This is a genomic window from Pseudomonas sp. S2_H10 (assembly GCF_054668285.1).
Genome location: NZ_CP162754.1, coordinates 245,338 through 265,590, shown reverse-complemented (window position 1 = coordinate 265,590; position 20,253 = coordinate 245,338). Strand labels below are relative to the sequence as shown.

Annotated in this window: 14 protein-coding genes and 4 pseudogenes; 13 read left to right on the top strand and 5 right to left on the bottom strand. The window is 54.2% G+C overall.

Annotated features, from left to right (window positions below; translation table 11 throughout):
• The first annotated feature begins 38 nt into the window (after window positions 1-38).
• From cynS to AB4O16_RS01060, 4 genes and pseudogenes are all read left to right on the top strand, one after another.
• Window positions 39-479: a cyanase gene (cynS, locus tag AB4O16_RS01075; RefSeq protein ID WP_085702083.1), complete on the top strand. Its 441-nt coding sequence runs from the start codon at window positions 39-41 to the stop codon at window positions 477-479.
• Window positions 480-526: 47 nt separating this feature from the next.
• Window positions 527-1,339 (top strand): formate/nitrite transporter family protein, encoded by an 813-nt coding sequence (locus AB4O16_RS01070; protein WP_085702082.1) that lies wholly within the window; start codon window positions 527-529, stop codon window positions 1,337-1,339.
• 468 nt (window positions 1,340-1,807) lie between these two features.
• The gene (locus AB4O16_RS01065; RefSeq protein WP_090321783.1) at window positions 1,808-3,856 is read left to right on the top strand and encodes a 2Fe-2S iron-sulfur cluster-binding protein; all 2,049 of its coding nucleotides are present in this window, start codon (window positions 1,808-1,810) and stop codon (window positions 3,854-3,856) included.
• 116 nt (window positions 3,857-3,972) lie between these two features.
• Window positions 3,973-4,311 (top strand): annotated as a pseudogene (locus tag AB4O16_RS01060) (aldehyde dehydrogenase family protein); the annotation flags it as partial.
• Here the strand turns inward: AB4O16_RS01060 and AB4O16_RS01055 are convergent.
• The gene (locus AB4O16_RS01055; RefSeq protein WP_085702080.1) at window positions 4,268-5,248 is read right to left on the bottom strand and encodes a site-specific integrase; all 981 of its coding nucleotides are present in this window, start codon (window positions 5,246-5,248) and stop codon (window positions 4,268-4,270) included. The pseudogene AB4O16_RS01060 and the gene AB4O16_RS01055 overlap by 44 nt on opposite strands.
• A 178-nt stretch (window positions 5,249-5,426) precedes the next feature.
• On the opposite strand from AB4O16_RS01055, the gene AB4O16_RS01050 reads away from it, so the two are divergent.
• Entirely contained in the window at window positions 5,427-6,080 is a 654-nt protein-coding gene (locus tag AB4O16_RS01050) for a DNA-binding protein (protein WP_460156778.1), read from the top strand.
• Window positions 6,080-6,433 (top strand): hypothetical protein, encoded by a 354-nt coding sequence (locus AB4O16_RS01045; protein ID WP_460156777.1) that lies wholly within the window; start codon window positions 6,080-6,082, stop codon window positions 6,431-6,433. Before AB4O16_RS01050 ends, AB4O16_RS01045 begins: the two co-directional genes overlap by 1 nt.
• A 241-nt stretch (window positions 6,434-6,674) precedes the next feature.
• On the opposite strand, the pseudogene AB4O16_RS01040 reads toward AB4O16_RS01045, so the two are convergent.
• Window positions 6,675-6,884: pseudogene (locus AB4O16_RS01040) on the bottom strand (DUF3422 family protein); the annotation flags it as partial.
• A gap of 198 nt (window positions 6,885-7,082) precedes the next feature.
• Window positions 7,083-8,159, bottom strand: a pseudogene (locus tag AB4O16_RS01035) (Fic family protein); the annotation flags it as partial.
• A 378-nt stretch (window positions 8,160-8,537) separates the two neighbouring features.
• Between AB4O16_RS01035 and AB4O16_RS01030 the strand changes: the two are divergent.
• The 3 genes and pseudogenes from AB4O16_RS01030 to AB4O16_RS01020 all read left to right on the top strand — a co-directional run.
• Window positions 8,538-9,986 carry a hypothetical protein gene (locus AB4O16_RS01030; protein ID WP_460156776.1) on the top strand — a complete coding sequence of 483 codons (1,449 nt, stop codon included), beginning with the start codon at window positions 8,538-8,540 and terminating at the stop codon, window positions 9,984-9,986.
• A 310-nt stretch (window positions 9,987-10,296) separates the two neighbouring features.
• Window positions 10,297-14,643: an NACHT domain-containing protein gene (locus AB4O16_RS01025; RefSeq protein WP_460156775.1), complete on the top strand. Its 4,347-nt coding sequence runs from the start codon at window positions 10,297-10,299 to the stop codon at window positions 14,641-14,643.
• A 173-nt stretch (window positions 14,644-14,816) separates the two neighbouring features.
• Window positions 14,817-15,446: pseudogene (locus AB4O16_RS01020) on the top strand (LysE family translocator); the annotation flags it as partial.
• Window positions 15,447-16,571: 1,125 nt separating this feature from the next.
• Here the strand turns inward: AB4O16_RS01020 and AB4O16_RS01015 are convergent.
• Window positions 16,572-16,970 carry an AbrB/MazE/SpoVT family DNA-binding domain-containing protein gene (locus AB4O16_RS01015; RefSeq protein ID WP_460156774.1) on the bottom strand — a complete coding sequence of 133 codons (399 nt, stop codon included), beginning with the start codon at window positions 16,968-16,970 and terminating at the stop codon, window positions 16,572-16,574.
• Between the two features lie 59 nt (window positions 16,971-17,029).
• On the opposite strand from AB4O16_RS01015, the gene AB4O16_RS01010 reads away from it, so the two are divergent.
• Window positions 17,030-17,479 (top strand): antitoxin Xre/MbcA/ParS toxin-binding domain-containing protein, encoded by a 450-nt coding sequence (locus AB4O16_RS01010; RefSeq protein ID WP_460156773.1) that lies wholly within the window; start codon window positions 17,030-17,032, stop codon window positions 17,477-17,479.
• A gap of 257 nt (window positions 17,480-17,736) precedes the next feature.
• Here AB4O16_RS01010 and AB4O16_RS01005 read toward each other — a convergent pair whose 3' ends face one another.
• Entirely contained in the window at window positions 17,737-18,021 is a 285-nt protein-coding gene (locus AB4O16_RS01005; protein ID WP_460156772.1) for a helix-turn-helix domain-containing protein, read from the bottom strand.
• An 84-nt stretch (window positions 18,022-18,105) separates the two neighbouring features.
• On the opposite strand from AB4O16_RS01005, the gene AB4O16_RS01000 reads away from it, so the two are divergent.
• From AB4O16_RS01000 to AB4O16_RS00990, 3 genes are all read left to right on the top strand, one after another.
• Window positions 18,106-18,633, top strand: a complete 528-nt coding sequence (locus AB4O16_RS01000; RefSeq protein WP_460156771.1) for a hypothetical protein — start codon at window positions 18,106-18,108, stop codon at window positions 18,631-18,633.
• Window positions 18,634-18,822: 189 nt separating this feature from the next.
• Window positions 18,823-19,107: a hypothetical protein gene (locus AB4O16_RS00995; RefSeq protein WP_460156770.1), complete on the top strand. Its 285-nt coding sequence runs from the start codon at window positions 18,823-18,825 to the stop codon at window positions 19,105-19,107.
• A gap of 52 nt (window positions 19,108-19,159) precedes the next feature.
• On the top strand, window positions 19,160-19,984 hold the full coding sequence (locus AB4O16_RS00990; protein WP_460156769.1) for an inositol monophosphatase family protein: 825 nt from the start codon (window positions 19,160-19,162) through the stop codon (window positions 19,982-19,984).
• Window positions 19,985-20,253 lie beyond the last annotated feature (269 nt).

The following is a 20,253-nucleotide window of genomic DNA, read 5'->3' as shown; positions in this document are numbered from 1 at the left end:
CTCCAGTATCGCTAAAACCCACAAGAGAGATCTTCAACATGAACAAAGTCGAAATGCATCACACCATCATGGCCGCCAAGGCTCGCAAGGAAATGACCTGGGACCACTTGAGCGAACTGGTCAGAAAGGCGCCGGTGTGGCTGGCCTCGGTGTGCTACGGCATGAACAGCGCCTCGCCGGATGTCGCCGCGCGTATTTGTGAGGTGCTGGAGTTGGGTGAAGACGTGGCCATAGCCATGACCGAGTTCCCGGTCAAGAGTTGGGAAAAGACCGTGCCCCAGGACCCGCTGATCTATCGCCTGTACGAGGTGGTGGGTGTCTACGGCCCGACGCTCAAGGACGTGATCCAGGAAAAATTTGGCGACGGCATCATGAGCGCCATCGACTTCTCCATGCATGTCGAAAAAATTGAAGACCCCAAGGGCGATCGCGTCCTGCTGACCCTCAATGGCAAGTTCCTGCCTTACCGGTCCTGGTGATCGAGCAGCCGTTCCGCTTTTGAAAAATCAGCTACGAGGAAAGCCCAATGTCCTATCTACTTCCATTCGAATTCGTCACCAAGATGCTCGATGCCGGCGAATCGAAAATTCACATGTCGACCCGCGACACCCTGATTCGCAGTTTCATGGCGGGGGCGATTCTGGCTCTGGCCGCAGTGTTTGCGGTCACCATCGCGGTGCAGAGCGGTTCCGCGCTGCTCGGTGCGGTGCTGTTCCCCGTGGGCTTCTCGATGCTGTACCTGATGGGTTTCGACCTGCTGACTGGGGTATTCATGCTCACGCCACTGGCGCTGCTGGACAAGCGTCCGGGCGTCACCGTGCGCGGTGTGTTGCGCAACTGGGGGCTGGTGTTTGTCGGTAACTTTGCCGGTGCGCTGACCGTGGCGTTCATGATGGCGTTCGTCTTTACCTACGGCTTCAATACCGGTCCGGGCGCGGTCGGGGAAAAGATCGCCAGCATCGGCGAGGCCCGCACCCTGGGTTATGCACACTATGGCGTGGGCGGCTGGATCACGATTTTCCTGCGCGGCATGCTGTGCAACTGGATGGTCTCCATGGGTGTGGTCGGCGCGATGATCTCGACCTCGGTGAGCGGTAAGGTGATCGCCATGTGGATGCCGATCATGCTGTTCTTCTTTATGGGGTTCGAGCACTCGGTGGTCAACATGTTCCTGTTTCCGTCGGCGATGATCATGGGTGGCGGGTTCTCGGTGATGGACTACCTGGTCTGGAATGAGATCCCGACCGTGCTGGGCAACCTGGTTGGTGGCCTGGCGTTCACCGGGTTGACGCTGTACAGCACCCACATCAAAACGGCGGCCAAGCGCGCTCTGGCGTGATATGAAAAGTCACGCCAAGGCGACAAACGCTCACCGCTGATTATTTTTACAAGGCGTGAGCGTATGGTTAGGCGGCAGTTGTGATTCATGAGCTTGAGTCGACAGGAACGCACCAGTGCGGGGTTCTCGAACTTTGCGAGCTAGGCGTCATCGTGGAAAACCTTGGAGGTGTCGTGAATCCAGACGAAGTCGATGCTGTCCACGTCCATGCACGTAAAGCGATCCTCGAACGACTTTTAGCTAACGCCTTCGGAGTAGTCATACGGGGTGCCTTCGCCAACTCGCTCTACAGGGATTCACAAACTCGCTATTGACGCCCCAGCATTTCATTTTCTGAAATGCTGGATTGCATTTTGTGCCCATTCCGCCACAGGCACTTCAGCGTCAACATGCGCCTGACTCAGTTCACCTCCACGTTTGAGGTGACGAAGCAGACAGACCGTTACGGCGGGCGCAAGGGGAAAGCGAATGGACGACACCTCAAAACCTCGATCTTCACCTTGGCATGAAGGTGAATTGACTTTACAGCGCGCCGTCGGTGCAGTGGACATGATGGTGGGTGTCGGTCAGCGGCAGATGTCGCGGACGTGGATGCCGGACCAGCATCGCGAGTTTTATTCGCAACTACCTTTTGTGGTGTTGGGCGCCGTGGATCGGCAAGGCGATGTGTGGGCCACCCTTCGCACCGGGCAACCGGGCTTCATGATCTCTCCCACACCGGAAGTTTTACAGATCAAGCTCGAACCACAGCCTAACGATCCTGCTCATGAAGGCATGCAGCCGGGCGATGCGATAGGTATGTTAGGCATTGAGTTGCACACTCGCCGCCGCAATCGTATGAATGGCAATGTACTGCGGGCGCTGGACGATCGTATCGAGATCGTCGTGACTCAAGCCTATGGTAACTGCCCACGCTACATTAATCTGCGTCAGTACGAGTTCGTCGAAGAGACGGCAGACATCGCTCAAGAGCTGACCGTGACCGATCCACTGATACGCCGCATGGTCACATCGGCGGATTCGTTTTATGTAGCGACCTACGTCGTGCGTGATGGTCAGAACCAAGTCGATGCCTCTCATCGCGGCGGCAAGGCTGGTTTTGTACGAATGGAAGAAGACGGCTCGCTCACTATCCCGGACTTTTCCGGCAACCTTTTTTTCAACACCCTGGGCAACATCTTGCTCAACCCCCGTGCCGGGCTGACGTTTATCAATTTCGAGAACGGTGACCTGCTACAAATGACCGGCACCGCTGAAGTACTGCTAGACGACCCGGAAATCGCCGCGTTCCAAGGCGCCGAGCGGCTCTGGCGTTTCACGCCGCAGCGCATCGTTCACCGTCAGGCTGCGCTGGCATTGCGCTGGGCCGACCAGGCCGAAGGCGAATCACTCAACTCGACAATGACAGGAAGTTGGGAGCAGGCTGCGGAGCGATTGGAGGCCGAAGCCCTTCGTACTCACTGGCGTCCGCTGCGGGTGGCGCGCATCGTCGATGAAAGCCGCAGTATTCGTTCGTTCTATTTTGAGTCGTGCGATGGCGTTGGTTTGCCCAGATTCGAGCCGGGCCAACACATGCCTGTGCGGCTGTTGCTGGATGGGCAACCGCCGACGATTCGTACCTACACCGTGTCCAGTGCACCCTCGGATCAATTTTTGCGCATCAGCGTCAAGCGTGATGGCGTGGTGTCTTCACATCTGCACGATCGGATTCAGGTCGGTGACTTGATCGAAGCGCGGGCACCCCAGGGGCATTTCACGGTTCAACCCTCGGAGCGGCGTCCTCTTGTGCTTCTGGGGGCGGGCGTTGGCATTACGCCGATGTTGTCGATGCTGCGGGAAGTAGTCTACGAAGGAAAACGCATTAACCGCATGCGCCCGACCTGGGTGTTACAAAGCAGTCGCTCGGTGGACGACCTGGCCTTTCGCGAGGAATTCGAAGAGTTAGTGGCGAGGGCAGGGGATAAGGTCAAAGTCCTGCGGGTGGTCAGCCAGCCGCCGACCGAGGGCGGTGGCGAGAGTTATGACCTGGCCGGCAGGATCGATGTCGAACTGCTCAAGACCCTGCTGCCGCTCAACGACTACGACTTTTACCTGTGCGGGCCGGGGAGTTTCACCCAGGCGTTGTATGACGGCCTGCGCAAAATGCGCATCCCAGATGACCGCATTCATGCCGAGACATTCGGACCGTCCACGCTAGTGCGTGACGCCGAAGTCAGCGTTCCCGCCGCACTGCAGGTGCCTATCGCCAGTGAGCCTGTGAAGGTGCTGTTCGCCACTTCCGGCAAGGAAGCGCGCTGGGAGCCAGGCACCGGGACTCTACTGGAACTGGCGGAAGCCCGCGGCCTTAACCCTGAGTTCAGCTGCCGTGGCGGCTCCTGCGGCACCTGTACTACCAAGATGACCAGTGGGCAGGTCCACTACCTAAACACCCCGGAACAAGGCTTGGCGGCGGATGAAGTACTGATCTGCTGCGCCGTGCCGGCCGCAGGCAGTGAGACCCTAGTACTGGACATCTGATTCTCACAGCAGACCGAGTTCTCCTGTAGGAGCGAGCTTGCGAGCGATGGGTGTCTACGATAACGCAGGGCAACTGCCTCTATAGTGCTGGATGAGGCAGAACTCTCGACGACGCAGTTCCCCTGACACTGTATGCGGCCTTTAGGAACAACCGTCGGGCCTGGGTTGCTGGCACAAGACTATGGTTGCGTCGCGCGCGCTTTAAGGATGCGCTTAAAAGGATAAAGACTTCAGTCAGAGCGGTACTAGTCGACAACCATCACGATTCGGCAAGCTCCATCGGCCCACTAGTCAGCCGCGCCCAAGTTGACCGCGCACAACATTTCATTCGATGGCGCGCAACCACGCGAACCGAGTCCATCCGCTCCATCAACGGTGAAACAAATTTACTCGCGACACTTCATCCGGCCCTTAGGGATTTTCAGCCACTGTCAACGCTTGCACTTGGGAAATAGCTGATGAAGTGAGTGGCCGACTTGTCGCCAACTCCCCAAAGGAATCTGCCGTGTCGATGTAGCGCATGGCTGACTTCATGTCCTTCCAGCCGACGTACGTCATCATCGCTTTGATATCCCAGCCATTGGCCGCTGCCCAGGTGGCGAAGCCGCGACGTAATGAGTGACTGGTGTAAAGATCGCCAGACACCCCCGCGCGATTAAAAATTCGCCGCAGCAGTGGAATCAGGCTGTTAGCGTTAAAGCCGTCTTCAGCTAGATGCCCCCAACGATCGAGCTTTCTGAAGACTGGGCCATGTGCAATGCCGGCGATGGTGATCCAGTTCACATAGGCTTGCACCGGACAAAGCTTCTTCAAGGCAGGTGTACGGAACGTCGTGCCGCGGTGCTGGCGATCGCCCTTGCTGTGCGGTAGGTAGAAGGTAATGCCCACCCCTGCCTGCGCTTGGGTGTTCTCAATCTGCAAGCGCGACAACTCATCCCCGCGAAAACCACGCCAGAACCCGATCAGCACCAAGGCCATGTCACGCCGGCTGCGCAGCAGGGTGGTCAGATCCTGGCGGGCAGCTGCTTTCTCCGCGTCCTGCTCCAGCCACTGAACAGCTTGTTCCAGGTGCTGCAGGAGCAGGGGAGTCGCTTGTTTCTCCTGAGCGGGATGCAACGCGCGGATGCCCTTGATCATCTGCCGCACGGTAGGTGTTTTGGTGGGGTCGGGGAATCCCTGCGTGATGTGCCATTGGGCGAGGGCGGCCAGGCGCTGCTTCAGCGTGCTGATGGTGTGCTTGTCCGCGTACTCGGCGAGGTAGCGCACGATGCCATCGCCCGTCGTGGGGAGGAAGCCACCCCAAGTCACTTCGAAATGTTCCACCGCTGCACGATAGCTGCGCCGGGTATTTTCCCGGGTGCCGGCCTGCAGGTAGCGATCCGCCATGTTCATATCGTTCCTACGCCAAACGTACCTTTTCCCACGCTGGAAAAAACGAAAACCAGCTCTATGATGCGATAACGCTCGATTATTTTATCAAAGAAACACTCTCATAATGTTCTTTTTTTGGCAGTAAAGTGCTATGTATATTCGTGGTATGTAAAACAGTACGAAATCGTAGGAGAGGAAAATGGCACGCGGCGGAATTAACAAGGCGATTGTCCAAAAAGCGCGGGAATCGCTGCTTGCTCGGGGAGAGAATCCGAGCATCGACGCCGTGCGCATTGAGCTGGGTAATACCGGCTCGAAGACGACCATTCACCGTTATTTGAAGGAGATTGAAGATTTTGATCCGCGGCCTCGGGCATCCAGGGAGCGATTAAGTGACGAGCTGACTGAGCTTGTGGCCGGCTTGTTGGCGCGAATGACGGAGGAGGGGGGTGAAGCTATTGCACACGCCCAAGGCGTTTTTGACGAACAGCGTGTTGCCTTGGAAAAAAAATACGAAACTCTCAATGCAGAGTTCACCTTCTTGCAGCGCCAGTTTGATAGTCAGAAGGCGGCATTGGAGGCTCAAACGGAAGAGTTGCTGATCTGCCAGACCGGCCTTCAAACTGAAATCACCCGCAATGCGCGCCTTAGCCAAAATTGCAGTGATCTCGAACTGCGCGTGCAGGAGAAGGATGAGCAGACCGCTCCCTGGAAGAAAAGCACCTGCATTCACGCGATGCGCTGGAACATTATCGCAACGCGGTCAAGGAGCAGCGGGAGCAGGAACAACAGCGACACGAAGGGCAGGTGCAACAAGTTCAGGTTGAGCTACGACAGCTCCAGCAGACTTTGATGCTTAAGCAGGATGAACTGACTCGACTCAACAGAGATAACGAGCGCCTACTGAGTGAGGCTCGCCAGCAGAGCAAAGCGGTCGCGACGCAGGAAGACTCGGTGCTTCGATTGGCCGGTGAGATTACTGCAATGAAGACAGCGGTTGCCAAGGCAGACGGAGCGAAGGAAGCGTTTCAAGAGCAGCTCGGTGTGTCGCGCGTCGAATGCAAGCGACTAGAGGAGGGCCTCGCGCAGGCAAGCGCGCAATTGGCCGATGCCAAGAGGTTGTCGGAGCAGTATTCAGCGGAGCTCACTCAGCTACGACAAGCCGCGGATCATCCTGATACTGGCAATGAAAGCACCACTAAATAAAACCATGGAGAGTTAGATTGATCAAATTTAACACGGTGTGCAGCGGTTCTGTTGCAAGTACTCTTGGCCTGAAACATGCGCATGAGCGCCTGAACCAGATGGTTTCTTCGGATGATTGTTCGGGGCCGCTGAAGCGTATTGGGCGAATTGCATCAAGTGCAAAGAAGGTGGCGTCCAAAATGAGCAGGGAGGGTTTCGATGCGTAGTAGGCTAGTAGATCAGTAGCCAGAATCTACATTGAACCTACGCGATTTTCCCGTAACTCTGCCAGGCGTTCGAATACGAGTTGTGCGTACGCTTGTGTGGCACTGAAGCGGTGACGGTGCTTGTCTGCGAGACTGACGACTTTTGCAGAAAGCTCTGCGATTTCCGCGAGCAGGGCTTTTGTATTGCTTCTGTCGGGCGCGGCGTTTCGCTCCGACAGATCAGACAGCGTTTTATCGAAAACGTTGGTAAGCGTCCGGTGAACACACGTTGAGAATCTCCAAATTAAGGGCGATGGTTCTGGCCAAGTGGGTGAACTACCGCACGCTTTGGGCCTTTTCAAAACTGTTCGGTTTTAAAGGTCGGGCCGCCTAATAGCTAGTCGGGATGGCGCGGTTGAGATGGGCATGGTGCCACCGGTCATATAACCGCCCCGGTCGCTAGACTATTGGTCGTCGGGCTCTGCGAAGGCGTCTGCCAGAACGGCCTGGGCGTGACTTTCGAGGAAGTCGAAAACCTCCTCTTGGATATACCCGTTGTATTGCTTCCGCCGGCCTTTTGATACGACCCCATTCTGGTCTAAGCACTGCATTATCAGCTTGCTCAAGAGGCTGCCGCGCACGTCGTAGTTGTCATTAACCACCTTGAGCAACGTGTCGTATCGTTGCAGATACTCGGTTTCTTCCCTCAGTTCGATTTCCAATGCCCGCTTGGCCATTTCCAGCGTGAAGGCCACACATTCAGTCGCATCCCAGTAGCGATAGAGGCTTGGGTCGCCGGTGAAGTTAAGCGACATGTTGTCGGCATCGATCCAACGAACGTCCCAGAATTGCCGGGCTGGTTTCGAGAAGCTCTGCAGAGCTTCAAGGTAGCGTTGCTCCTCTCGCTTCATGGCAACGGAGACAGGGAGTAGCAAACCGTTCTCCAGCGCACCGCTGCAGCACAATGCCTGGTGTATCAAGAAGCGCGACAGTCGGCCATTCCCATCCATGAAGGGATGCAAGAACACGAACCCGAACCCGAATGAGGCAATGCCGGCGGCCACCAGCGGGTCAAGCTCCAACGGTGCACGGTTTGCGAAGGCCATGAGTTCGAACATCAGATCCCGGCAAAGGTCTGGAGGTGGGGGGATATAGGTGACCCCAGCCGCTCCTCGAAAGGAGTTGGTCAGGTGGTTTTGTTCATGCCGGAAGGCCACCGCCCATTCAAGCGGTTGGGAAATTGCATTGTTTTGCAGAGAGACCAAGTAGTCTTCGGTAAGCGGCTGGCGGTCATGTGCCTGGCGCAGCAACTGAACGAAACGCTCTGACTTCTGCTGGCTTGGTGCTTCCTTTTCAATCGCAAATGAGGAATCTGTCTCGCTCAGGTACGCCCAGTTGATGGCGCGATCCATCATTTCCTTAGGCAAGGAAGCAATGAACTCTTTCGAACGCCCTAGAATGTCGTATTCAAGCAGGGCTTGGACCTCAGGCGTGCGCTCTACCGTCGCGCAGTATTGGAGTGTCCCCAGACCATTGAAGTCTGCTGCTCAAAGGCTTGGAAGCCGAGGTGGCCGTCATCCCGTCCCCTGAAAACATGGATGCCCGGCATCTCTACGTTGCCCTGGCACGCGGATCCTCCCGCCTTGTCGTGTGCTCGGCAACGCCGGAGCTGGTACCTAATGGGGGTTGAGCGACAGCTGGAGCCCCCATTTCTTGAGGCGACCGAGCGGATGACGACCTCGGTCATCCCAAGGGTTCCATTGTCACATCAATGGCTGGATATAAATTGCCACCAACGATGAGACGTGTCCCGTGCAGGTAGCCCGCTGAAACCGAGGCATAAACGGGCTCTTGATCGAAACCCCTCACTTGCCCATTCTGGGGGACATAACTGATAGGTAGAGCCTAGGGAGAGTTTTGTGGGAAGCAAATCCGGACGCAGTGATTTCTCGCTTGATACTCGGCGCAAATTGGCTGCTAGGTCTGGGTACATCTGCTCAAACTATGGCTGCGCCAATGAAACCGTAGCGCCGACGACCAACGGCAAGGGGGAGGAATCTATAGCATCAATTGGGATAGCGGCACATATCAACGCTGCTGCGGAAAAAGGGCCGCGCCCCGGTAACGGGATGTCCAGTGAGGAGTTGAGTTCCGTAGAAAATGGCATTTGGATGTGCAGGAACTGCGCTGGAGCCATCGATGATTTCAGGAATAAATTTCCCGTTGAACTCTTGCTCGAGATGAAGACCGTTCGTGAGTTCTCCCAAAACTTGGCGGTTGTTCACCCTAAAATTCGAGAATTGAGCACGTCCATTCCGAAAAAAAATCTTGATGAAATCGTGCGCGGGTATTTTCCAGAACATGGGTCAAAGGTGGATGAAATCACCAAGGATGTTCAGGTAGAAGTGGCGCTCTGGGAGCTATTCCGGACCTACCGAGACGGTGCCCAAATGCCTCTGCCACCAAACATCTTTGCCCTGAAACCACTTGTCACGACGGTGGCCTGTGAAAAGACAACCCGCTCGCCTTTCGCCGAAGATTTAGTGTTCCGTGCACATCGGACTCGTGCGGTAGAGATCACCAGCGCAATACACCACTCTGAGGGCAATGATGACAAGGGAGATTACGCCCACACCCTGTATGGTGTGGTGTTGATTAGCGCGAGAAACCCTCAGGATGGTGCGATTTGCAGCTCAACAATCACTACCACGTCGTACACCTGCTGTAGCCACAGCTTCACCATGCTGCATGGAGAAGTGATTTACCTCGGAGTACGCGCTCACGGCAACGGGAGCAATGGTCTGCGTTGGCATCTGGACCTATGGGTTCGGGATGGCAGATGCCGGATACTAAGTTATTTACATCCCAGCAGATATGTGCTCCCAAAACCCAGTGACAACGTGCATGACCGAGAAGCGTTTGAGAGCTACGCCAGGGTCCTGGATTACCTAGCTGCCGGCTGGGAGCCAATTGCCTATGTGGGAACCGAGCCTACAGACCTAACGGGGCATGAACCCTCGGTGCATCCAGATGCCTTTTCCATTGAAAACCGTCTCAAGTCTGCTCAGCTTGACTGCTTGGTGAGGCGCAGTCGGAGGGTTCAACTTGGGTATGAGTTGGCAGATGAGCTCGAACTGCCTTTCATATTTTCAGAAGAGTTTTTCCACGAACGCCTGGATGAAAAGGTGATCTGGGAGGGTGTCGATCAGCTGATGCAACTGCTGGAGCAAGGTCCTGACATCAACCTCAAGACCGGTCCGTTGGTAATGCTTAACGAATCGACTTGCATCAATTTAAAACTTGAGAAAGGACAGGTGTTTTTTCAGAAGGGATTCCTCCCGCGCGATCAACGCTCAGTTGCTCCATGAAAGGAATATCTATCAGAAGGTGAGAAAATGAATTAGCTGTAGCGTTCAATTCTGACGGTGAATTGAGCTTCAGTCAGCTGACCTGCGTTCTCGATCCCAATCACACTGTGATCAAAAACGGTAACGACGCGGCACCGTCCCGATGGACTTGCGATGTCGAGGCGATCGCTCCAGGGTCTGGCATCTCAATCAGACCGTCCAACGAGTGCGGACGTTTTGTCGCAACTTCAGGGCAAAGGTCTGAGCATTTCGTATGTAAGATTGCTTGCAAACACGTGGCAGGTCCAACTGATAGGGATATAGGTCGCCGATGCAATCACTACAAAAAAACAACCAACGTATTCAGCGTACCTTCCGCAATTTATCTCAGGAAGAGATCGCGGGCATTGAGCAGGCATCACTGCTGTCGCGATTGGGATGGGCAAAAGATGTTGGCTGGGAAGTGCTGCTTGAATCGCAGCGTATTTTGATCGTTTCGGAAGCCGGCACCGGAAAGACTTATGAGTGTCAAACACAGCAGCAAGCAATGTGGGACCAAGGCGAGCCTGCGTTTTTTCTGGAGCTATCGCAACTCGCAACAACCAACCTATCGGACCTATTGTCACGAGAGGAGGAGGCGCGGCTTGAGGCTTGGCTGGCTTCTCAATCCGAAATAGCCACGTTTTTTCTAGACTCGGTTGATGAGTTAAAGCTGACCCTCGGTTCTTTTGATGGGGTTCTGAAGCGTTTGGGCAAGGCCATTGGCAGTCAGCTCGGAAGGGTGCGGATCGTAATAACAACCCGTCCAATTGCTGTAGATCAGACACTGATCCAGCGCCATTTACCAGTGCCGGTACACATTGAACTGGCACCAAGCAGGGATGATTTTGCAGACATCGCGACAGGGCGTGTGCGGCGTGCCCCCGAGAAGAAGGAGGACGTACCTCCGGTATGGCGTAACGTCACGTTAATACCGTTGTCCGACCGGCAGATTAGAGAAATGGCGGTCATTGAGGGTGTCGGCGATGCTGATGCCTTACTTGCCGATTTACGAAAACGGAACGCTGAAGATTTTGCGCGGCGACCGCAAGATCTTGTCGAGCTTTGCTCTGATTGGCGCGAGCACCGCCGCATTCGCACCCATCGAGAGCAGGTGGAGCACAATATCCGCATCAAGCTCAAGCCGCGTACTGATCGTCGTGAGCCTGCGCAACTCTCACCCGATAAGTCATTAGAGGGAGCAAGCCGGCTTGCACTAGCTGCGCTGCTCACCCGGAAGTTAACCATACGCTTTAGTGTGGAGTCAGATCGCGGCGGTGAGCCTGGTGGGGCGTTAGATGCCGAAGTGCTGTTACATGATTGGACGCCGCAGGAGCGAGAGACATTGCTGGAGCGTCCGCTGTTCGGGTTTGCGAGTTATGGGCGCGTCCGATTCCATCACCGATCGGTACTCGAGTTTCTAGCGGCACAGTATCTTGACCGTAGATTGAGCCAAGGCATGCCGATCAAGGCGGTGAAGCGACTGCTCTTTGCTGAGACTCAACAGAACGATAAGGTCATTCGACCGACTATGCGCCCGGTCGCCGCATGGCTAGCCGCATTGCAGCCTACTATTTTTTCCGAAGTTCGTGATCGAGAGCCCAACGTCCTACTGGACCACGCTGACCCAGAATCACTTACGCTTTCTCAGCGTCAGGACGCATTACGAGCCTATGTGAAGCATTACCGATCTGGAGGTTGGCGTGGGCTGCAAGCTCCGCAGGTGCAGATCCATCGTTTTGCTACGCCTGATTTGGAGGCGCAAGTTTTACAGTTGTGGGGGGAGAGCATTGAGAATCAGGAAGTCCGTGAGCTGTTGCTAGATCTGATTGGCGCAGGGCCAATGCCTGCGTGTGCAGATATTGCTCATGCAGTCGCAATCGATGGATCGGCTTTGGTGGGTGAGCGCCTTGATGCGATTACGGCACTCGCTCGTGTTGGCGACGCTCGGGTTGAGTTTCTCGCACAGTCGATGGAAGAGGCGCAAGCAACTTGGCCTGATTCAGTGGTTCGTGGCGCACTCGCTCGATTGCTCCCTCTGTTTTTTACGCCTGATCGACTCTGTGGGATTTTGAGGGGCCTTTCGGAGTCATCAAGCATTGATTTCGAGCAAGAGTGGTCGCTACCGTACAGCATTGCAGAGCTTGAATTCCCTCCGGGTTATTTAGAGACGCTGCGCGAGGGTTTGACCTACTTGGTCACCGAGGATTTGGCTTGGGTGAATGAGTGGCCGCATCTCGTCAGTAAGCGCGCACATTTGCTCTCGATGCTTGCAGCGGTTTCCTTAAAACTTGTACGCGAGGGTGATTTACGGTTGGAAGTTCTCCGCTCTTCGACGATTGCGTTGCGTCTCCAGCCTGATGACCATAACCACGACGAGCCAATGGATAGCCTGCGCAAATCGCTTGCGGAATTGGGCGCAATTCAGCGCGAGGCGATTTTCTGGGCTGACGATAAATTCAATGAAAGCTTGCACCCGCGAGCGGACTCCTGGGAGCGCTTTTTTCAGGCTTCATTCAACGGTCCTATCCTATTAAATTACGAACAAGATGCGGCCTGGGTTCGCCGAATTATGGCTGACTGCGATCGCCCGTTGCCTGAGCGCGCAATGATGCTCCATGCCTCAATGCGTGGTATGTGGAATGGTGTTGGCGATTCGCGAAATCACATCGAAGGACTAAAGCAGTATGTTCTCGATGAGCCGGTGCTGATTGCCATGATCGACCTGTTTCTCGTTCCGGCGGAGATCGATCCGAAGATAGTCGCGATAGAGGCGCGCAGAGAACAGCAACGTAAGGCCGCTGAAGAGCGTCAAGCAACGCAGCATGCGGCTTGGGTGGCATTCTGGTGTGAGGTTGCCGAACGTCCTGATGACGCTTTTAAACCTGACCGCGAAGGCAATACTGCTTGGAATTTGTGGCAGGCAATGCAACGTTCCGGAAACAAAAGCCGTGCCTCCGGATGGGATCGTCGTTTTATCGAGGACCACTTTGGCAAAGAGACCGCCGACAGACTGCGTGTCAGCATGCGTTCTATGTGGCGCGGGGACCATCCGACACTTCGTTACGAGAGACCTGAGGACAAGAAAGGTACATTTCTTATTAAATGGCAGCTCGGGTTGGCTGCGATAGCCGCCGAAGCTGAAGACCCTGATTGGGTGCAGAATCTTTCCGTGGATGAGGCTAAATTGGCCGCACGCTACGCGCGAATTGAGTGCAGCGGTTTTCCAGCATGGTTTGAGTCCCTCTCGCGGGAGTTTCCCGCTGCGGTCGAAGAGACACTTGGTCCCGACCTGTCTGCTGAACTCAATGAAGTCGCTAAAACGAATTCGTTCGTCATGCTACTTCAGGACGTGGGCTATGCCCCGGACGTTGTCGCCCAATTGTTCGTGCCTCGATTGATCACTTGGCTTGATGCTTATGTCGTGAATTTTTGTCATACCGAAGACGTGGAAGCCGCGCTAGGTCGACTTGAGCGAGTATTGAAAATTCTCCTCCAACACGGCGGCGAAGCAGTGCATAGCAGGATTCACACATTGGCTGTGACTCAACTGACCGTTTCCGACAACGGGCCATTTACCCAAATATGGCTCACTACATTGATGCGTCTTGATCCGGTAGCTGGGGTAGAAGCCTTGGAGCTATTGCTGGCACCGCTTGAGCCCATGCCAACTGGTTTCGCTATCAGTTCCTTCAGTACCTTGTTTGGAGACCGCTTCTCTACTCTGCGAGTCGATTTACGGATATCAGGTTTCACTCCCCAGTTGCTCCTCAGACTCCTCCGACTTGCATATCAGTATGTGCGTCCTTGCGACGACATTACTCATGTGGGGACTTATTCACCTGGTCCTAGAGACGAGGCGCAAAACGCACGAAATGCGCTCCTCACCGCAATTCTCGAAATTCAAGGTGATGAGGCATGGAGGGTCAAACTGGAGATGCTTGAAGATCCATTATTTGCTCATTTCCGTGATCGTCTCGCGCTACTTGCTCGCGAAAAGTCGGCTGAAGAAGTTGACGGTGCCGTGCTCAGCGAGTCAGATGTGGCGACTCTTAATAGATACGGTGAGGCACCACCGATCACCAGCGACGACATGTATGCCGTTCTTGTCGACCGGTTCGAGGATCTCGATGATTTGATGCTTCAGGATGTCACGCCACGCGATGCTTGGGTTTTGATCCGTGAGGAAAAAGTGATGCGCCGTGAGATTGCTAGGGTGTTACGAGGCACATCCAATCATGTCTACACGGTTGACCAAGAAGCGGTCACTGCTGACGAAAAGGAAACGGACATCCGCATGCGAGCGCAGTCGGGGCAGCAAGCCACGGTTGAACTCAAGCTTGGCGAAAATTGGTCAGGTCGTGTGCTGCGTGACACGATAAAAAACCAACTCGTTACTCGATATATGGCAGCAGAGAGCTGTCGTTCCGGCTGCCTTTTAGTGACCGTTACGGGCGCACGCACATGGGAGCACCCCGACACGGGCAAATCAATTGATATTGCGGGGCTACGAGAGCTGCTTGAGACCGAAGCATCTCGAGTTGTTCGCGAAATGGGTAACAGTGTCAGGTTGCTGGTTAAGGTACTGGATCTTCGACCACGACTCTCTACTGGCTCAGGTGGAGTGATTAGCAACTAGCCCCAGCTTTTCTAACCATATGCTACGTGCCGCTTCGGGCCCAGAGTGTGTAAAAACACAACTACCCTAATATGCCCTGCATCGAATTTTTATTTCGTTGTACGTTGAAGCCGCGGGCGGCCTTGAACTGAATGATGACCGTCCCCAGCCACAACACTCGCAAAGGAATGCACATGATCAATGGTCCCGCCGTTTTGACAGTCTTTTTGGTTTACCTGGCCGGTGTCGTTATTCCAGGGCCAAATTTCGTTGCAGTAGTCCACAAAGCGGTAGCTGCTACGCGGTCAGAAGCTTTGGCCTTGGTAGCAGGCCTCGTATTGGTCAATTTATTCTGGGCCACCTGGGCCACCTGGGCCACCTGGGTAATCGCAGGTATCGGCGTTGTATTTGCTGCGTTCCCTTGGGCGGCGCTGATCGTAAAAGTTCTGGGGGCAGCCTATCTGATGTGGTTTGGATTCCGTCTGCTGCTCAAGGCCGGGAAGAGCGCGCTTTCCCCCTGTAATAATGCTGTCGTTGGAAACTTTCGGCAGTCATTCATTTAGGTGGTCGTTACGAACAGTGACAACCCTAAATCCAAGGCCTTCTATGCCGCTATTTTCTCAGCGGCAGCCCCCACCCACGTTTCACCAAGCACGTTTTTATCGATGCTGGCAGTCGTAGTGGTGGTTTCGATGACTTGGTATGGAGTGGTCGCAATCGCTCTTTCGCAACCTGAGATCGCTTCAGCGTATCGAAGGAGGAAAAAAGCTATTGATCGATTATGCGGTGGTTTGATTTTGTCTCTAGGGATCCGGCAGCTGGTTCAAGCCGCGCAGTGTCAGTGGCAGCAGCAACCAGCTCATGATCACGTCTGGGGGCATGCTGGCTAGCCATAGGGCACGCGGCGTGATGGTGAATCCGATGAAGATGATTGGTCAGATCGAATGCAAATAGGTGGTCAAGTCAGTGCAATTATCCAGGTGATCTGAAAATCCGACTTTTTCAACAGAATCGGCCAGTAGCTGCCGTTCAGGATCGGTAGCTTTCGACCAGCCTTTGAAATATAAAACGCCCGATGCGATGCATCGGGCGTTTGGGTGAAACAGGTGTAAACCTATTTCAGGACTAGACAGCGTGATGAATGCTCAGCGTCAGGTTCGCAGCCTCAGCAGGCACCGCGATGAAGATATTAAGATCGCTCTACACTGATCGCAGGCTGGCTCTCCCAGAGGGCGGAGTTCTCGACCAAGCGTGCGTAATCTGCACTTTTCCTTTTAGGCAGCGTCTACGCTAGAGATTTTCTTGAGTCACCAAACAAAATCTTCATTTCTGGTGGTTTTTCCAACTTTTTCTTTATTTTGCGGGTGACATGCTAATAAATTATTCTCATTTCTAGTTTGGCAGCTTCATACGGCTGTTGAAAAATTCCAAGGAGGGCGAGATGTGAGCGATCGACAACTGTGCCAAAGCCCCCGTAAATACAGGCTGACCTTCCATTTTTGTTATGCGACAGTAACGAAGGCAGTCGGGGCGCGGTACGACATTCGCGGCTACATGCTGGCGGAACTGTTGAAGTTGAGCCTGAAAAACCGAGCTAGGATCATAGGCGGCCGACGACGTGCTTTTTACGAACACCACGTTCAACTGGAAGCTCTCACGTATCTAGAGTGTTTCACAGCCAAGCTTTTATTTGGTCCGGGCGGAAGACTTTGCCCACATGAGTACCACTACGTAGCCAGTGATGAGTCCCTATTAAAGGCAAATACCTAAGAGACCTTTTGTGGCGGATTCGGCCTGTAGCGATGGGCCGCAATCGACCGTAGCTGTGTAAAAACGTAGCCACTGCTTTGAAGTCTGAGTCGCTACGTAAAATCTGCCCAATCGCCGCCGTTCAGTTGTGCTGTTCGCATATGCCCGTTTGGAGATTAGGTCATGCGCGCCGGCGCGATTCAGGGTGTAGCTGAGTCGCTCGACTTCGGCGTCAGAACTATCGCGCCGTCGATCACTTCAATGGTCAGTACGTCGCCGATGCTCAATCCTAAACTGGCGAGTAGGTCAGGCGGTATGTCAATGATGACGTCACCGCTTCCATCCGCAGGATCTTGGCATTTCACTGTCCAACGCTGGGCTTCGGTCATGATGCTACTCACACTTTGGTCTTGGCGGGGATGATTCATTATGATCGCAATGTCTTCGCCAGTTGAAGCGTGATGCTGACTGCTGATGACTTCTTCTGCTCGGTTGTGGCCCTTGCCTCTGTAGCTGAGGCCCGTCGTCATCGACGTGTGCGCTATGCGAGTGCTGAGTTCTCCTCGGACGGATATTAACGGCCGGTCATAGACGGTCATGTCCAATCGCTGCCTGTCGCGAAAGGCGCAAGGCAAATGCCGAATCAAGAGGGAGCCCTATGTTTGCTGAAATTCTGCGCGAGAATGCCTATGGTGCCTACCGGGTAAGGCTGGAAACACTTCTCCACATCCCCACGGACGCTTCAGATCAGGACATCCACGAACTGATCGAGACGGGTTTCTCGGCTGGTAGCGTCAAAGCCTTTTGCGACCTTGGCGCAATAAGCCCGCTAGAGCTCGATCAGATCATTCCGCTCAAAGCTCTCAAAACGAGGTTGGCGCGCGGCCAGCGATTGACGGTGGAGGAGAGCGATCGCCTGTTTCGTGTTGCACACATCATGGCCATGGCCCAAACGCTCTTCGGGGACGACGAAAAGGCCAAGCACTGGCTCTCCAAGTCCAAGGATCGCTTTTCGGGCAAAAGCCCTATTGCGATGCTTTCCACCACCCAGGGCACTCGCCTGATTGAGGAGATGCTGATCCAGACAGCAGAAGGGTTTGCATTTTGATCCTGTGGCGCATCGGTACTTTTGCAGATATCACAGGCCCCGGGGAAAGGGCTGGTCAACGATAGGGGTATATCGCCGGAAACCAATCGTTTACCTAGCCTGCATGCCATCGGGGCCATGCTGAAGATTCTCGTATACCTTGAGATTGACTAGAGGACTTCTCCCCGGAATCCTCAACTTGCTTAAGGTCGATATACCTGACTCAGTACGAGGCGCCAGATAACGCTCCGCAATAGTTAGATATCACCGGCGCTTAGCTAAAAGTTTTGGTCCGTATTGATCTCACGCCGAATTCGTTCAAGCAGCGAGTCTAAATCTGTATCCGGATCGAGAAGCAAAAAGCTCTCCAGGAGGAGGGTGAGCGGGTGCACACCCATTCTGTCGGCAAGCTCCGATGCCTTTTCCAATGTAACGTTCTTAAGGCCGCGCTCAAGCGTACTGAGATATGTCCTGCTACTGACGATTCCGAAATCTTCTTGGGTCAAGCCCCGGCGAAGCCGTGTGTTACGTAACGCAATGGCGAACGCTTCCTTCAGTTCCATTTTGCTTAATCCACAAAAGGAACGATGAAGCCGTTTTGAGCTCTATAGGGCTACAATCTATAGTGTTCATTTTGAGAGAGATTTATGTCCGCACTTCAGATTAGCGCCCGTCAGTTATCTGCGACGAGTAATGAGCACAGCCCTTCAACCATGCTGATGGTCGCGGTGGCGAACGTTGCTCAGCCAGAGCAGGGCATAGAGATAGTCAAACGCTTCTCCGGCCAACATCTGATCGACCTGTTCAACGAAATGGATCGGCCTGGTTCAGAGAAGGCCATCGTTGGTGTCCTGCTGGCAATTCCTCCAAAACTTAACGGCTCTCCGCGATGGATCGCTGAGAATGTGCTTGATTTTGGCCGAGTCGAGCTAAGGTTGGCGGATGACGCTTGCTTGGATACATACGCTTACCGGCTTGCTTCAAAAGCTGTATTCAGAGACAACGCTAAGGTCGGCCCAGCAGAAATCCTGGGCTGGAGATCACTCTATGAAACGTCCAATGCGGATGGTGACGTTGACCCAGAGCTTGTCGCCCATCAAACCTGGTTGTCTATCGTCATCACTCGAATGGTCAACGCAGTAAATCTACCTGATGAGGAGGATGCCCCTGAGTAGTTGTCGACTCTCTTTTGGTACCGTAGCTCAATCCCAACGGAGACCTTTTTGCAGATCAAACCGGGGGAGGAGGGCACGGGTACCGATGGCTTTTGAACTTATCGCTCTCCACGCTTCGCCGCCGGCGATAAGACACGACGAGCTCGACGACGAAGCCCCCTTACCCAACAGCGTTGACGAGAGGCCGTCATGAAAGGAAGACGTAAAGTCAAAACGTCTAAGTGGTTTTTAAAGGCTCAATTTGAGGCCGAAGCTCAGCGCATGATGGCAAATAGATCTGATAAAGCAGCACATAGATTTCTTGATGCCGCCTCGCAATTCAGAATTGAACATGAACCTACTGGGCGCCTTGCGGGCGGCAAGCATAACCCTAACCCTCAAGGTGACCGCGGCTCCATACGCCTACTTTCAACCCATTACATGTGGTCAGATAATGCCCCTGGATGCATAGACGAATCTGGATTGCCCAGCTAACAGCCTAACCCACATCAAGCGCCCCAGTATTTCTTCCGATATTGAGAGCCCCATGCACAAATCAGATCTTCCAATGCTACTCACTCAGACTATCGAGGTGGTTATCCGCGCGGGACAGCTACTTATTGCGGAATGGGCGAGGGTAAATGGACCACGAGGGAAGGGCGATAAGGCAGTAGTAGACGTAGAAATCGAACACATCCTACGCCAGCAACTGCTGGATCTTTTTTCCTGCGACTTCTGGGGCGAAGAAACTGGGCATAGCCTCATGGGACATTCCTGGTGTTGGGTCGTCGATCCTAACGACGGTACGAGTGACTTTCTCAAGGGTCTCAAAGGGTCTGCCATTTCTGTCGGCCTTCTGCATAAGCAAATTCCGGTATTGGGCGTGGTCTACGCACCAGTCACTGTTGAGGGCTCGCCTGATTGCATCGCCTGGTCTGAGGGACTACCCGATTTGTTACGCAATGGACAGCCAGTAGCAACAAAGCTTTCTGGACTGGCGTTGTCGAGCAGCTCCTACGTGATGGTGAGTGCCGCCGCGATCATCAGGCCAGAGATCAATCGTGAGCTCTGTACCCCCAGCAGTTTTGTTGCGATGCCCTCAATTGCCTATAGGCTTGCAAAAGTCGCCGCAGGAGATGGCGTCTGCGGAGTTTCTCTGTACGCGGTTTCTGCACATGACGTCGTTGCAGGACACGCGTTGTTGCGAGGTGCGGGTGGCATTTTGCTCAATGAAAATGGTGAGTCAATTTACTATGTAACCGAAGCAAACATGCAGACGGTCTCAAGACGCTGCTTCGGGGGATCAGAGATCGCGTGTCGGACATTGGTGGCTCGAGATTGGAACCGTATTTTCGCAGTCGACCGAAGATAGACCCAAGCTCGCGAAGAAGTAAATTTGCGAAAATCGGGTAAACCGCCCGGTTTCGTATGATTAGTTCCTAGTATTTCGGAGAATTACTTCCGGTTACTTCAGTGGTCCACTTGCGTTTGTAGCCCAGGCAATTTACGAACGCTGGCGCCGATATACCCGAGCTGGGCGTGGTCTACGACATAAGTCGCCGTTGAGGGATCATCCGCTTGTAATGCCTAGTTACGGCCAGCGCAAGCTGACCGTGTCATGAAATCGTAGATGGGCTGTTT